This is a genomic window from Actinomadura logoneensis (genome assembly GCF_003428695.1).
Lineage (GTDB): Bacteria > Actinomycetota > Actinomycetes > Streptosporangiales > Streptosporangiaceae > Spirillospora > Spirillospora logoneensis.
In genome coordinates this window covers 22747-37322 of record NZ_QURH01001053.1, presented here as the reverse complement: position 1 = coordinate 37322, position 14576 = coordinate 22747, and the positions used below count along the sequence as shown (strand labels likewise).

Here is a 14576-nt window from a genome sequence, read left to right as displayed (position 1 = left end):
CGGCGAGGAGACGGCCCCGGGGCGGGTCCCCGCGCCGCCGCGCCGCCGCGAACGCGGCGGGCGTGCCCTGGCCCTCGCGCTGCTGCTGGTCTTCGGCATCGCGTTCCTGACGCCGGTGCTCGGCGTCGTCCTCACGTCCTTCAAGTCCAACCCCGAGATCGCGCGGAACGGGCTGTGGACGCCCAGCGGCGACCTCACCACCGACAACTACCTGAAGGCGTGGTCGGACGGGAACGCCCGCACCTACCTGCTGAACTCCTTCCTCGTCACGGTCCCGGCGACGGCGGTCTCCGTCGTCCTCGGCACCCTGGTCGGCTACGCGGTCGCCAAGCTCCGCCCGCGCGGCGCCGGCCTGATCACGCTCTTCTTCGTCGCGGGGCTGTTCGTCCCGCCGCAGGTCCTGCTGATCCCGCTGTTCAAGCTGTTCAACGTCAACGGCCTCTACGACACGCTGTGGCCGATGATCATCGTCCACGGCGGTTACGGCATCTCGCTGTGCGCCCTGGTCATGCGGAACTTCTTCCGCTCGGTGCCGGACGAGCTGCGGGAGGCCGGGCTGATCGACGGCGCGAGCGAGCCGCGCATCCTGGTGTCGGTGATCCTGCCGGTGGCGCGTCCCGCGCTCGCGGCGCTGGCCACGCTGCAGTTCACCTTCATCTGGAACGACTTCCTGTACCCGCTGGTGTTCACCCGCTCGGACGAGGTGCGGACCGTGATGGTCGGCATCCTCTCCCTGCAGGGCCAGTTCTCCGTGGCCTACGGGACCCAGGCCGCGATGGCGGTGCTCGCGAGCCTGCCCACGATGGCCGTCTTCATCGCCTTCCAGAAGCACTTCATCGCCGGCATCACCACCGGCGCGGTCAAGGGCTGACCTTCACAACCTGAGGAGAACCACTGTGATCCGACTGGGGATCATCGGCTGCGGCCGCATCTCGGACCTGCACGCCCACGCCTACCTCGACCACCCGGAGGCGACGATCGTCGCCGTCGCCGACCCCGACGCGGCCAACCTCGCCACCCGGGGCGCGGCCTGGGGCGTCCCGGAGAGCGGCCGGTACCAGGACTACCGCGACCTGCTCGCGCGCTCGGACGTGGACGCGGTCGAGATCCTGGTGCCGCACCACCTCCACGCCCCGATCACGCTCGACGCGATGGACGCCGGCAAGCACGTGTCGCTGCAGAAGCCGATGGCCCTGTCGATGGACGAGGCGGCCCTGATGGTCCGCGCCGGGCACGAGCGCGGTGTCACGTTCAAGGTGTTCGAGAACTTCGTCTTCTACCCGCCGGTCGTGCGCGCGAAGGAACTGGTCGAGAACGGCGAGATCGGCGACCTGCTGAGCATCCGCATCAAGTCGAACCCGGGCTGGAGCCCGACGGCGTGGGACGTCCCCGCCGCCGCGTCGGCCTGGCGGATCGACGAGTCCAAGTGCGGCGGCGGGCCGCTGGTCTTCGACGACGGGCACCACAAGTTCGCCATCGCCTGGTACTTCCTCGGCCTCGCCGACCGCGTCCACGCGTTCATCGGGTCCTCGATGGACGGCGTCCTGGACTGCCCGTCCATCGTCAGCTGGCACCACCCGGACGGCCAGGTCGGCTCCCTCGAGGTGGCCTACTCCCCGGACCTGCGGCTCCACACCGCCCAGTACGCGCAGGACGACCGCGTCGAGATCACCGGGACGCGCGGCGTCATCTGGGTCACCCGCGGGCACGGGCGGATGCTGGACGTGCCGCCGGTCATCCTGTACCGCGACGGCGAGACCCGCGGCTTCTCCGACATGCCGACCGGCTGGGAGAGCAGCTTCCTGAACTCCGGGAGGCACTTCGTCGACGCGCTCCGCGACGGCACGTCCCCGTCCCTGACCGGCGAGGAGGGGGCGGAGGTCCTCGCCTTCGCGCTGGCCGCCCAGGAGTCGGCGAAGACCGGCACCGCCGCGGCACCGCGGGTCGCCGGCCGGGACGGGGACGCCGCCGCGGCCGGCCGGGGGCGGGGCCTCCCGAGGGAGGCCGGTCTTGGGTGACCTCGTCGCGGCGGTGGACCACGGGACGACCAGCACCCGTTTCATGGTCTTCGACCACGGCGGCCACGTCGTCGCCGGCGCGCAGGTCGAGCACCGGCAGATCCTGCCGAGGCCCGGATGGGTGGAGCACGATCCGGTCGAGATCTGGAACAACACCGTCCAGGTCATCGAGAAGGTGATGGCCGACACCGGGCTCGGCCCGCGCGACCTGGCCGCTCTCGGCGTGGCCAACCAGCGGGAGACGACCGTCGTGTGGAACCGCCGCACCGGACGCCCCTACGGCAACGCCGTCGTCTGGCAGGACACCCGGACCGACGCCCTGGTCGGCGCCCTCGCGTCCGACGACCGCGGACGGCTCGTCCGGCACCGGACGGGCCTTCCCCCGGCGACCTACTTCTCCGGGGCCAAGCTGCGGTGGATCCTCGACAACGTCCCGGACGCCCGCCGCGACGCCGAGGCGGGCGACGCGGTCTTCGGCACCCTCGACACCTGGCTGCTGTGGAACCTCACCGGCGGCGTGGACGGCGGCGTGCACGCCACGGACGTGACCAACGCCAGCCGCACCATGCTCATGGACCTGGAGACGCTCGACTGGGACGACGAGCTCCTGGCGGTCTTCGACGTGCCGCGGTCGGTGCTTCCCGAGATCCGGTCGTCGGCCGTCCCGGACGGCCACGGCCTGACCACCGCCACCGGGCCGCTGAAGGGCCCGGTGCCGCTGACCGCCGTACTCGGGGACCAGCAGGCCGCCATGGTCGGACAGCTGTGCCTCGCCCCGGGGGACGCCAAGAACACCTACGGCACCGGCAACTTCCTCCTGCTCAACACCGGCACCACCCTCGTCCGGTCGGACCACGGACTGCTGTCCACGGTCTGCTACCGCTTCGGCGACGAGCCGCCCGTGTACGCGCTGGAGGGATCGATCGCGGCCACCGGGGCGGCCGTGCAGTGGCTGCGCGACCAGATGGGCATCATCCGCGACGCCGCGGAGATCGAGGCCCTCGCCCGCCAGGTCCCCGACACCGGCGGGGCCTGCTTCGTCCCCGCCTTCTCCGGCCTGTTCGCGCCGCACTGGCGGCCGGACGCGCGCGGCGCCCTGGTCGGGCTGACCCGGTTCAGCCACAAGGGGCACCTGGCGCGGGCGACGCTGGAGGCCATCTGCCACCAGAGCCGGGACGTCGCCGAGGCGATGGAGAAGGACTCCGGCGTGAAACTGACCGTCCTCAAGGTGGACGGCGGCGTCACCGCGAACGACCTGTGCATGCAGATCCAGGCGGACCTGCTCGGCGTCCCGGTGAGCCGTCCGGTCGTCGCGGAGACGACCGCGCTCGGCGCCGCCTACGCGGCCGGCCTCGCCGCCGGCCACTGGACGTCCACCACCGAACTTCGAGACAACTGGCACGAGGACCGCCGCTGGCTCCCGGAACGCTCCGACGAGCACCGCGCCGCGGCCCGCGACGAATGGCACCGGGCGGTCGCCCGGGCGCTGGACTGGGTGGAGATGTGATGACGACCCGAGCTCGGACCCTCGGCCCGCGGGCGCGCCGGGAGGCGGCGCGGACCCTCGCGGACACGGACCTCGACGTGCTGGTCATCGGCGGCGGCGTCGTGGGCTGCGGCGCGGCGCTCGACGCGGTCACCCGCGGCCTGCGCGTCGGCCTGGTGGAGGCCCACGACTTCGGCTCCGGCACGTCCAGCCGGTCCAGCAAGCTCATCCACGGCGGCCTGCGCTACCTGGAACAGCTCAACTTCGGGCTCGTCCGGGAGGCGCTGCAGGAACGCTCCCTCATCCTCAGCACCCTCGCCCCCTACCTGGCCCGGCCGGTGCCGTTCCTCTACCCGCTGCGGCACCGGGTCTGGGAGCGCCCGTACGTGGGCAGCGGCGTCCTGCTCTACGACACCATGGGCGGACGGCGCGGCGTCCCCGGCCACCGCCACCTGAGCAGGAGGCGGGTGCTGCGCGAGTCCCCGGGGCTGCGCGACGACGCCTTCGTCGGAGCGGTGAAGTACTACGACGGCCAGACCGACGACGCCCGCTACACCATGCTCCTCGCCCGGACGGCGGCGCACTACGGGGCGGTCTGCCTCAACCGCGCGCAGGCGGTGCGGTTCCTTTACGACGGGTCGCGCGTCGCGGGCGCGGTGGTCCGCGACGGGGAGACGGGCGAGGAGCACGAGGTGCGGGCCCGGCGCACCATCAACGCCGCGGGCGTGTGGACGGACGAGATCCAGAAGATGGGCGGCGCGCGGGCGCCGTTCGACGTCCGGGCGTCCAAGGGCGTCCACATCCTCGTCCCGCGGGACCGGATCGAGCTCTCCGCCGGGATCATCAGCCGGACCGAGAAGAGCGTCCTGTTCATCATCCCGTGGGACAGGCACTGGATCATCGGCACCACCGACACCCCCTGGGACCTGGACCTCCGGGACCCGTCCGCCAGCCGGAGCGACGTCGACTACATCCTCGACCACGCCAACGAGCTCCTGAAGAACCCCCTGGGCCGGGACGACATCGTCGGCGTCTACGCCGGACTCCGGCCGCTGCTCGCCGGGAACAGCGCCGAGACCGCCGAGCTCTCGCGCGAGCACGCCGTGGCGAACCCGGTCGAGGGCCTCACGGTCGTGGCGGGAGGCAAGTACACGACGTACCGGGTCATGGCCAAGGACGCGGTGGACGCGGCGGTCCGCGACCTGCCGGAGAAGGTGCCGGCGTCGTGCACCCACCGCCTTCCGCTCCTCGGGGCGGACGGCTTCGCGGCGGCGTGGAACCAGCGCGCCCTGCACGCCCGCACGAGCGGCCTTCCGCAGTGGCGCGTCGAGCACCTGCTGCGCCGCTACGGGACGCTCACGACCGAGCTGCTCGACCTCGTCGGTGAACACCCGGGTCTCGGCGAGCCCCTGGAGGGGGCGGAGTCGTATCTCAACGCCGAGATCTACTATGCGGCGCTCGCCGAGGGGGCCCTCCACCTGGACGACCTGCTCGTCCGGCGGACCCACGTCTCGATCGAGACGCCCGACCGGGGACGCGCCGCGGCCCGTCCGGCGGCGCGGATCGCCGCTCCGCTGCTCGGCTGGGACGAGGCCGACCTCGAGCGGGAGGTGGCCGCGTACCACGCGCGCGTGGAGGCCGAACTGAAGGCGGAGGCGGCCCTGGACGACCGCGCCGCGGACGCCGTCCGCCGGGAGGCCCTCGCCGGCTGAGCGCTCCCACGAAAGACGTGGGCGACCGCGGGTCCTGACGCGGTCGCCCCTCGGCGGTTCCCGGCCCGGCCACGTCCGTTTGTGCTGGTGGGGCGGGGGTAGAAACCGCTTGGTGATGGGGGAGGGCCTGAGGGGGGCCGGGGGACGGTCGCGCGCGCCCACGGTCATCGTGGTGATGGGCGTGTCCGGAAGCGGGAAGTCGACCATCGGACGGTCGCTCGCCGCCCGGCTGGGCTGGGAGTACGTCGAGGGCGACGACTTCCACCCGCCGCGGAACATCGCGAAGATGCGCTCCGGCGCACCGCTCGGCGCGTCCGACCGGCGACCGTGGATGGACCGGCTCGACGCCTGGATCCGGAGCAGGCTGGCCGAGGGCCGTCCCGGTGTGCTCGCGTGCTCCGCGCTCAAACGCGACGACCGGGACCGCCTCGCGGGCGACCGCGCGGACGTCGCCATCGTCTATCTGGACGGCGACCGCGACCTCATCGCCCGCCGGATGCACGCCCGCGTCGGCCATTTCTTCGATGCGGACCTGCTCGACAGCCAGTTCCGCGAACTGGAGCCGCCCGCCTCGGACGAGGACGTGCTGAGCGTGTCGGTCGCTGGTTCTCCGCAGGTCATCACCGACGACATCGTGGCGGCGCTGACCACCTCGGCGTCAGACCCTCCGGACCCTCCGCACCCTTCGGATCCGAAAGGTCCGGCGACAGGGTGAGTCTTCGAGACGGTACGTGTCGAGCGACGCTGGGGGGAGACTTCGATGCGCGCTGAGCAGATCACCGATGCGGTGGCCTTCCACGGGGAGGGGCCGGTCTGGTCCCCGGCATGGGGAGGGCTGCGATGGGTCGACATGCTGGCCGGCGACGTGCTGTCGCTGAGGGCCGACGGCACCATCGGCAGGCGGCACGTGGACGGTGTCGCCGCCGCGCTGCGCCCTCGGCGCGGCGGCGGCGCGGTCATCGGGGTGGAGCGGGGCTTCGTGCTGGAGGACGCCGACGGCACCCTGACGCGCCTCCCCGAACTCTGGACCGATCAGGGGATCCGGATGAACGAGGGCGCCTGCGATCCGGACGGCCGCTTCCACTGCGGGTCCATGGCCTACGACAAGAGACCGGGCGCGGGTGCCCTCTACCGGCTCGACCCGGACGGCGCCACGGCGGTCGCACTCAGCGGGGTGACCATCTCGAACGGGCTCGACTGGAGCCCGGACGGCGCCCTGGCGTACTACAGCGACACCGCCACGCAGCGGATCGACGTCTTCGACTACGAGGGGGCGTCGGGTCTGACCGGGCGTCGGGCCTTCGTGTCGGTGCCGGCCGAGGACGGTGCTCCGGACGGCCTGACCGTGGACGCGGAGGGCGGTGTGTGGGTCGCCCTGAACCAGGGCGGTGAGGTGCGCCGCTACACGCCAGCCGGCGTCCTGGACGAGGTGGTCGAGGTGCCGGTGCGGGGGGTGACCGCGTGCGCCCTGGGCGGGCCGGGCCTGGACGAGCTCTACATCACCACGTCGCGTGAAGGGCTCGCCCCGGACGAGGTCCCTGCCGCCGGCTCGCTGTTCCGGGCGGCGGTGGGTGTGAGGGGCAGGCCGGTACGCGGCTTCGCCGGATGACGAGCCGGCCGCTGACACCGACCGCTAACACCGACCGCTCACGTCGGCCGTTCAGGACGACCGCTCACGTCGGCCGTTCCCACCGGGCGATCACGTCGGCTGCTCACGTCGTCGGGCCCGCTTTCGCCCGGGCCAGGGTCACGCCGCTGGCGATGACGCCGATGTGGCTGAAAGCCTGCGGGAAGTTGCCCATGAACGTGCCCGTCGTCGGGTCGATCTGCTCGGGCAGCAGCCCGAGCGGGCTGGCCCGTGCGCACAGCGAGTCGTACAGTTGCCCGGCCCGTTCGACGTCGCCCTGCAACGCGAGATTGTCCACCATCCAGAAACTGCACAGCAGGAACGCGCCCTCGTCACCGGCCAGGCCGTCGGGCGACTGGTCGTGCAGGTAGCGGTAGAGAAGGCCGTCACCGGCGGAGAGGCGTTCGGCGATGGCCGCGGTGGTCGCCGTCATCCGCGGGTGGTCGGCCGGGACGACCTTCCGCAGCGGGAGCGCGAGCAGATTGGCGTCCAGGCTCCCGCCGCCGTCGATGTGCTCGCTCAGGGTCCGCGCGTCCTCGTCCCAGGACCGCTCCAGGATCAGGCTGCGCACCCTGTCGGCCGCGGCGCGCCACCGGTCGGCCGGCCCGGGCAGGCCGAGCCGCTCCACGATGCCGGCGGCCCGGTCCAGGGCGACCTGGCACATCCCGGCCGAGTAGGTGAAGACCCGGCCCTGGCTGCGCACCTCCCAGATGCCCTGGTCCGGTCGGCACCACGCGTTCTCGGCGGTCCGGGCGAGCTCCACCAGGTCCGACCACAGCGCGGGCTGGAGATCACCGCCGGCGCGCAGCCACTGGTCGGCGCAGTCCAGGACCTCGCCGTAGATGTCGTGCTGGCGCTGGTCGGCGGCGCCGTTGCCCCAGCGGACGGGCGCGGACCCCCGGTAGCCCGCCAAGCCCGGGTCCTCGACCTCCAGCGGGACGGACCCGCCGCGGACGGTGTACATGATCCGCGGTTCCCGGCTGTTCTCGAAGGCGTCCAGGACCCAGCCGAGGAAGGCGTCCGCCTCGGTGCCGAACCCGACGCGGCGCAGCGCGAACACGGCGAAGGCGGCGTCCCGGATCCAGGCGTACCGGTAGTCCCAGTTGCGGATGCCGCCGGTCGGCGCGGGCAGCGAGGACGTGGGCGCCGCCACCAGCGAGCCGTTGAGCCAGTCGTCGCACAGCTTCAGCGTGATCGCGGCGCGCCGCACCATCGGCTCCTGCGGCCCGTCGTAGTTGAAGGACGCCATCCAGCGGCGCCATGCCGCGGCGGTCTCCCGGAGCACCGCCTCGGGGTCGAACCGGTGGTGGCGGTGGACGCGCCCCCAGGCCAGCGTCAGGTCGAGACGGTCGCCCCGCTGCAACTCGTACACGGCCTCCAGGTCGGGCAGCGGGCGGTTGCAGCGCAGGTGCAACCGCAGGTCGGGATGCCTGGGCACCTCTACCGCGAGCCCGCTGGCCAGCACGCGTGCCTCCGCGCCCCCGCGCGGACGCAACTCGACCCGCACGCGCACGGTCCCCTCGACCACGACGGCGGACCGGACGAGCTCCGCCCGGCTCGCGCCCGCGTCGTCGGAGAGATCGGCGCCCCTCCGCAGTCCCATCGCGTCGGTGAGCCTGAGCAGGCCTGCCGGGCCGCGCATCTCGGTCACCAGCACCGCGGTGTCGGGTTCGTAGTACTGGCGCGCCTCGCGCAGATCCTCGACGGTCACCGCGAAATGCCCGCCGTGCCGGTGATCGAGGAGGCCGCACAGCAGCGGGTCGCTGTCGAAGCGGGGCAGGCACAGCCACGGGATCACCCCGTCCAGTCCCACCAGTGCCGCCGTCGCGCCGTCCCCGACCAGCCCCAGGTCCTCCAGCCGCGGATAGCCGTCGGGGCGGTGGACCGCACGGAACGGCGGATCGAGATCGAGCATGTCGGCTCCTGGCTCCTTCTCCCCAAGGACGGGACTGCCGCCACCGGGAAAGCGGCGCCCTCCGCGGCACTAGAACGTGATGAGAACCTTCACCACGTCTTCGAGTTTCTTGTCCGCCACCTCGAAGGCCCTTTCCATCTCGTCGAACGAGAACCTGTGCGTCGTCATGCGGGTCGGATCGACCCGCTTCGTCTCCAGCATCCGCAGCAGCCGCTCCATACGCAGCCGCCCACCCGGGCACAGGCCACTCGCTATCGTCTTGTCCGCCATCCCGACCCCCCACTCGACGCGGGGAATGCGCACGAACTCGCCTTCGCCGTAATAGCCGACATTGGAGACCGTCCCGCCGGGCTTGACGACCTTCACGGCGGTCTGGAAGGTGGCGTCCGCGCCGAGGGCCTCGATGGCGGTGTCCACCCCCTGGCCCCCGGTCAGCTCGAGGACCCGCTCGACGACGTCCTCTTTGGTGAAGTCCACGATCTCGTCCGCCCCGTAGGCGCGAGCCAGTTTCTGCCGGGCGGGCACCGACTCGACCCCGATGACCAGACCGGCGCCCAGGAGCCTGGCCCCCGCGGTCGCCATGAGCCCCACCGGCCCCTGGGCCAGCACCGCCACCGTCCCGCCCATCGGGATGTCTCCGTGCTCGGCGCCCATGAACCCGGTCGAGAGCATGTCCGCGCAGTACACAGCCGCCTCGTCGGACACCCCGTCGGGGATCTTCGCCAGGTTGGCGTCGGCGTGGTTGACATGGAAGTACTCGGCGAACACCCCATCCTTGGAGTTGGCGAATTTGAAACCGCCCAGTGGCCCACCGGACTGCGACGGAAATCCGTTCTGGGAAGCGGCGTCGCCCCAGTCGGGGGTGATGGCGCCGACCAGGACCCGGTCTCCGGGCCGGAAGTCCCTCACCTCGGACCCCACTTCGTGAACCGTTCCGACCGCCTCGTGCCCGAGGGTGAGGTCTTCCCGCGGCCCGATTCCGCCGGCGACCGTATGGGAGTCCGAAGTGCAGATCAGGGCGGCGGCCGTCCGCACGATCGCGTCCAACGGACCCGGCCTCGGCGTCGGCTTGTCCAGCAGCCCGACCCGCCCGATCTCCTTCATGACGAACGCTTTCATGACACCGCCTTCTCCGAGTACCGCAGCCCACTCTTCTACCGGCGAACTGCATTCTTCCCACGGGGAACTGCTTTCTACCTCGGCGCCACCGGCCCCAACACCCGCACAATTCGCTCTGCATTTAATTCCGCTTTAATATTCCTTGGCCCCCACGCAGTCAGGCCGTTGGCGTCCCAAGTTCGGCCGAGTGGCGCACCGGACGCCGTCCCGACCATGATCATGAACGGGTACGGTCGGGACGGTGGTGTTCACGGAGACGCCGCTCACCGCGGCCATGCGCGACGCCGTCCTGGCGGAATGGGGACGGCGTGTCGAGGACGGGCCGGTGCGCCTGTACGGCGGCGAGGAGTCGGCGGCGTACAGGTCCGGCGACCTCGTCATCCGGGTCGGTCCGCTGCAGCGGACCAGTGCCGAGGCCGAATGGTGCCACGCGGTCGCCGTCCACGCCGCCGCGTCCATGCCCGAGGCGGTCGCAGCCCTGCGCACGCGCGGCGGGGCCACGGTCGTCCGCGTCGAAGGACGTCCGGTATCGGTCTGGCCGTTCGTCGAGGGGGAGTGGCCGGACGCCGACGAGGAGCCGATGCGCTGCGAAGGAGCGCGGCTCCTCGCGCGACTCCACCGCGCCGTGGCCGACTTCCGGCCTCCGGCGCGTCCGGTTCAGGGGTGGCTGGAGATCGGCCTGGACGGCAGGCCCCCGGCGGACGCTCCCGCCCTCGCCGACCCGCGGCTCGACCGCTGGCTGGTCGAGTTCCATCGCCGCCGCCCCCTTCGGCACCCGCTGCACGGCGACTACTACATCGGCAACACCCTGGCCCGGGACGGTCGGCTCGTCGCGGTCCTGGACTGGGACGAGGCCGTCGTCGGCGCCCCCGAACTGGAGGTCGCCTCGGCCGCGCTGGAGTGGACCGACGAGTTCTCGGCGACCCTCGACCAGCGCCGCCGGTTCGTCGCCGACTACCACGAGGCGGGCGGAACGGCGGGCGACATGGACGACGAGACCGTCGTCCAGCTGATCCGGCACCGGCTGCGCCGCGAGGCCGCGTACTTCGAACGCGCGCACCGCCACATCGACCCGCACGACGACGACCGCGACTACCATCGCCGCCGCGTCGAAGCCTTCTTCGCCCTCCGCCCCTGAAGCCGCACCTCGGCGGCGGACGAGGGAGAGTGCTCACCGGACTCCAGGTGACAGGCGTGCAGAACTTCACCGCCTGGGCGCACGGCGACCCCAGCGCCGAGCGCTTCGGCCTGACGCCGGTGGGACTGCCGATGGGCGCCGGGTACGCCGCGGGCAACCGGCTGGTCGACACGTATCTGGCGGCGACAGGGCAGACGGCCGCGCAGGCCCTGCACGCCGGCAGCTCGGAGATCACGTGCGACGGGCTCCGCGCCCACATCGCCGCACTGGAACAGGAGCGGGACCGCATCGAACGGCAGATCCGGTCTGTGCGCCACACGCTCGAGGCCCTGCGGGCGGGGTGGAACCGCGGATGGACGTCATGCTGGCGGGGTTCAACGACCGCTACAAGGACGAGGTGATCTCACGCTGGGGCGAGCGCGCGTTCCAAGTGAGGACGACTGGTGGCACGGCAAGTCCTGTGACCAGCAGCGGGCCTGGAAGCAGGCTACCGAAGACCTCGTTGCCGCATGGGTCGCCGCGGTGAAGGCCGGGGTCTCCCCGACGTCGGAACGCGCTCAGTCGCTGGCCGCCCGGCACGTCCAGTGGCTGAGTCAGATCCCGGGGACCCCCACGGCCGACGGTGACCGGGAGCGCTCGATCGAGATGGTGAAGGGTCTGGGGGACCTGTACGTCAACGATCCCCGCTTCGCCGGCATGTACGACGATGCCGCGGGGGCGATGTTCGTCCGCGACGCGCTGCGAGAGTACGCGCGGACCCGGATGTAACCCGTGTGCTGCGCAGACGCGCTACCGGCGGCTGACCAGCAGCGTCGAGCACATTCGAGGGCCCCTCAATCACCCTGCTCGGCTGGCTTCGCGCCACGTTCTGCCGTGACCAGTACGGCGATCCCGTCCAGGATCCGGTCGAGGCCGAAGGTCACGTCATCGTCGACGACGTCATCGGTGTAGTCGTCGCCGTCCATCATGGAAGCCAGGACGGAGTGACCGCGTTCGCGCAGCCGGGGCAGGAGGAACCGGGCCACGGCGTCCGACTGCGCCGGAGTCGCGGTGCTGGACCGCAGGTCGCGTCGCATGCCGCCGATCTGCCGCGCATAGCCGTCCAGGACGAACGCACAGCTCAGCGCCTCGGTGGGGGTCAGCCCGGCGCCGGTCAGCACTTCCAGGATCGCCTCGGTCCAGTCCAGCAGGTTCGGCGTCACCGGGGCCCCGCGGACGGGGAGGTCGCACAGCCAGGGGTGGACGTCGAACCGGTCGATCATCGCCCGCGTCCACCTGTTCGCCGCCTCGCGCCAGTCTCCCGACCCGGACGCCAGGTCCGGCGCCGTGCCCCAGGCGGCCTCGGCGACCAGAACCAGCAACTCGTCCCGGGACCTCACATACCGGTAGATCGCGTTGGCGGTCAGCCCGAGCCGCTGGGCGATCCTGGGCATGGACAGGGCCTCGAACCCGTCCGCGTCGGCCAGTTCGACGGCCGCGCGGACGATCTGCTCGACGCTCTGCGACGGCTTGCGCCCGAGCTTGGTCGTCTTGACGGGGACGCCCCACGCCAGGGCCAGTCCCGGCGGCAGCTCGGAGTCCTCCGTGACCGACATCCGTGGCCTCCTCCGCTCGACCGGGAACCCTGCCCGCCCGACTCTACCTTGACTTCGTGTGCGCCCCACACCTAAATTAGTGTGACCCACACACAAATAGGGAGCGCGACATGAGACCGCTGTATCGACACCCCGCGCCAGGCCTCCAACGGCTCGGCACCGTGGTGGTGCTCCTCACCGCCGCGTTGCTCTCGGGTTCGATGGTCGGAGGAGGAGCGGCCGAAACGCCGTCACCGAACCGCGGCGACCACGGCCCTGCCGCCTCCACCGTGGTTCGGACCGATGACGGCGCCGTCCGCGGCAGGGTCGACTCGACTGCCAGGGTGTTCCAGGGGATTCGGTACGCCGCGCCACCGGTGGGCGACCTGCGCTGGGCCTCGCCGCAACGGGCCAAACCATGGCGGGGAGTACGGGACGCCACCAAGCCCGGCAACCGCTGCCCCCAGGCCGCCGGGCTGATCGATGCGCCCAGCACGACGGAGGACTGCTTGTTCCTCAACGTCACCACGCCGCGCGTCCCCGGGAAACGGAAACTGCCGGTGATGGTGTGGTTCCACGGCAACGGGTTCATCAGCGGCGCCGCCGGCCTGTACGGCGCGCGGCGGCTGGCCGCCGAGGGCGACGTGATCGTGGTCAGCCCGAACTACCGGCTCGGGATCTTCGGATTCCTGGCCCACCCGGCGCTCGACCACGGCAAGGCCCGGAACCTGTCCGGGAACTTCGGCCTCGAGGACCAGCAGGCCGCACTGCGCTGGGTGCGGCGCAACGCCGCGGCGTTCGGCGGTGACCCCGGCAACGTCACGATCTTCGGCGAGTCCGCGGGCGGGACCAGCGTCTGCGCCCAGCTTGCCGCGCCGACTTCGGCTGGGCTGTTCCATCGCGCGATCGTGCAGAGCGCGCAGTGCACCGGTGACAAGTGGTCGCCGGGACCCCCGACCTGGTTCCCCCTGCCCCGCGCCGAACGTCAGAAGAACGGTCTCAAGGTGGCGGTCAAAGTCGGCTGCGCCAACCCGGTGACCGCGGCGGCCTGCCTGCGCGCCAAGTCCGTCGGCAAACTGGCCAAGTGGTCCGACGTCGGTGTCGGGTCAGGTCCCACCGTCGGCGGGGGTTTCCTGCCGCTCAGCCCGGAGCGCGCCTTCGCGACCGGTCGCTTCAACCGTGTCCCTGTCATGCAGGGAACCACTCGGGACGAACACCGCCTGTTCACCGCGGCGATCGAGGTCGCCACCAAGAAGGTCACCACCCCGGCTAGCTACCGCGAGCAGCTCGCCGCCCTGTTCCGCCCGGCCGACATGCGCCGCGTTCTGGTCCGGTATCCGGTCGCCAGGTTCCACTCCGCGGGCGAGGCGCTGTCCGCGGTCGTGACCGACTGGGCCTGGGGATGCCCCGCCGAGGACCGGGACCGCGCACTCGCCGCGCACACTCCGGTCTACGCCTACGAGTTCGCGGACGAGACGGCGCCGTGGTTCACCACCCTCCGCGCACCCGACTTCCCCACCGGCGCGTTCCACGGAGCCGAACTGCAGTACCTGTTCGACGACGAGCAACTCCCCGGCCCGCAGACGCCCGCCCAGCGACAGCTCTCCACGACCATGATCAGCTACTGGTCCCGGTTCGCCGCCACCGGCAACCCCAACAGCAGCGGCCGACCCGGCTGGACGCAATTCCAGAGCGACGGCTGGGTGCAGTCACTCGCCACCCCGATCGGCCGGGCCGACCGCAACGCGGAACACCAGTGCGCCTTCTGGAAGACCATCGACTCCTGACCTGACCCCACGAAATCCGGCCCCCCTCACCGCCGACCCTCCTCCCTCTGACGCCACTACCTCGACACCGTTCCGGGGAATCCGCACAAGGGCAGCGAACACCCGTTCGCATACCCGAAAAGCAGCCCGCGCCCCGACCATGCCCGCGGACGCGTTGCCAGACCACAAGGAGGAGCAAGGGTCGGCCCGGCCACTGGCAC

At 71.8% G+C, this 14576-nt stretch carries 13 protein-coding genes; 10 read left to right on the top strand and 3 right to left on the bottom strand.

Features of this window, described 5'->3' with window-relative positions; translation table 11 throughout:
* From DZF91_RS38520 to DZF91_RS38495, 6 genes are all read left to right on the top strand, one after another.
* Positions 1-871 (top strand): carbohydrate ABC transporter permease (locus DZF91_RS38520; RefSeq protein ID WP_199487187.1); only part of this gene is annotated, 871 nt, incomplete at its 5' end.
* 25 nt (positions 872-896) lie between these two features.
* Positions 897-2018 (top strand): Gfo/Idh/MocA family protein, encoded by a 1122-nt coding sequence (locus tag DZF91_RS38515; RefSeq protein WP_117361959.1) that lies wholly within the window; start codon positions 897-899, stop codon positions 2016-2018.
* Positions 2011-3525, top strand: coding sequence for a glycerol kinase GlpK (gene glpK, locus DZF91_RS38510; RefSeq protein WP_117361958.1), 1515 nt, complete (start codon positions 2011-2013; stop codon positions 3523-3525). The genes DZF91_RS38515 and glpK overlap by 8 nt, the downstream gene beginning before the upstream one ends.
* Positions 3525-5216: a glycerol-3-phosphate dehydrogenase/oxidase gene (locus DZF91_RS38505; RefSeq protein ID WP_117361957.1), complete on the top strand. Its 1692-nt coding sequence runs from the start codon at positions 3525-3527 to the stop codon at positions 5214-5216. The genes glpK and DZF91_RS38505 overlap by 1 nt, the downstream gene beginning before the upstream one ends.
* 115 nt (positions 5217-5331) lie before the next feature.
* Positions 5332-5931: a gluconokinase gene (locus DZF91_RS38500; RefSeq protein ID WP_117361956.1), complete on the top strand. Its 600-nt coding sequence runs from the start codon at positions 5332-5334 to the stop codon at positions 5929-5931.
* Between the two features lie 45 nt (positions 5932-5976).
* Positions 5977-6825 carry an SMP-30/gluconolactonase/LRE family protein gene (locus DZF91_RS38495; RefSeq protein ID WP_117361955.1) on the top strand — a complete coding sequence of 283 codons (849 nt, stop codon included), beginning with the start codon at positions 5977-5979 and terminating at the stop codon, positions 6823-6825.
* Positions 6826-6928: 103 nt separating this feature from the next.
* On the opposite strand, the gene DZF91_RS38490 is transcribed toward DZF91_RS38495, so the two are convergent.
* Positions 6929-8758, bottom strand: coding sequence for a glycoside hydrolase family 15 protein (locus tag DZF91_RS38490; protein ID WP_117361954.1), 1830 nt, complete (start codon positions 8756-8758; stop codon positions 6929-6931).
* Between the two features lie 69 nt (positions 8759-8827).
* Positions 8828-9877 (bottom strand): NAD(P)-dependent alcohol dehydrogenase, encoded by a 1050-nt coding sequence (locus tag DZF91_RS38485; RefSeq protein ID WP_117361953.1) that lies wholly within the window; start codon positions 9875-9877, stop codon positions 8828-8830.
* A 241-nt stretch (positions 9878-10118) separates the two neighbouring features.
* On the opposite strand from DZF91_RS38485, the gene DZF91_RS38480 reads away from it, so the two are divergent.
* The 3 genes from DZF91_RS38480 to DZF91_RS38470 are packed head-to-tail and all read left to right on the top strand — an operon-like array spanning position 10119 to position 11783.
* A complete protein-coding gene (locus DZF91_RS38480) occupies positions 10119-11015 on the top strand; it encodes a phosphotransferase (protein WP_117361952.1) in 897 nt (298 codons plus the stop codon).
* Positions 11016-11071: 56 nt separating this feature from the next.
* Positions 11072-11416, top strand: a complete 345-nt coding sequence (locus tag DZF91_RS42550; protein WP_235834871.1) for a DUF2268 domain-containing putative Zn-dependent protease — start codon at positions 11072-11074, stop codon at positions 11414-11416.
* On the top strand, positions 11322-11783 hold the full coding sequence (locus tag DZF91_RS38470; protein ID WP_328589275.1) for a TipAS antibiotic-recognition domain-containing protein: 462 nt from the start codon (positions 11322-11324) through the stop codon (positions 11781-11783). The genes DZF91_RS42550 and DZF91_RS38470 overlap by 95 nt, the downstream gene beginning before the upstream one ends.
* Before the next feature lie 65 nt (positions 11784-11848).
* On the opposite strand, the gene DZF91_RS38465 is transcribed toward DZF91_RS38470, so the two are convergent.
* Entirely contained in the window at positions 11849-12610 is a 762-nt protein-coding gene (locus DZF91_RS38465; RefSeq protein ID WP_117361951.1) for a TetR/AcrR family transcriptional regulator, read from the bottom strand.
* A 110-nt stretch (positions 12611-12720) separates the two neighbouring features.
* Between DZF91_RS38465 and DZF91_RS38460 the strand changes: the two genes are divergently transcribed.
* Positions 12721-14376: a carboxylesterase/lipase family protein gene (locus DZF91_RS38460; RefSeq protein WP_117361950.1), complete on the top strand. Its 1656-nt coding sequence runs from the start codon at positions 12721-12723 to the stop codon at positions 14374-14376.
* Positions 14377-14576 lie beyond the last annotated feature (200 nt).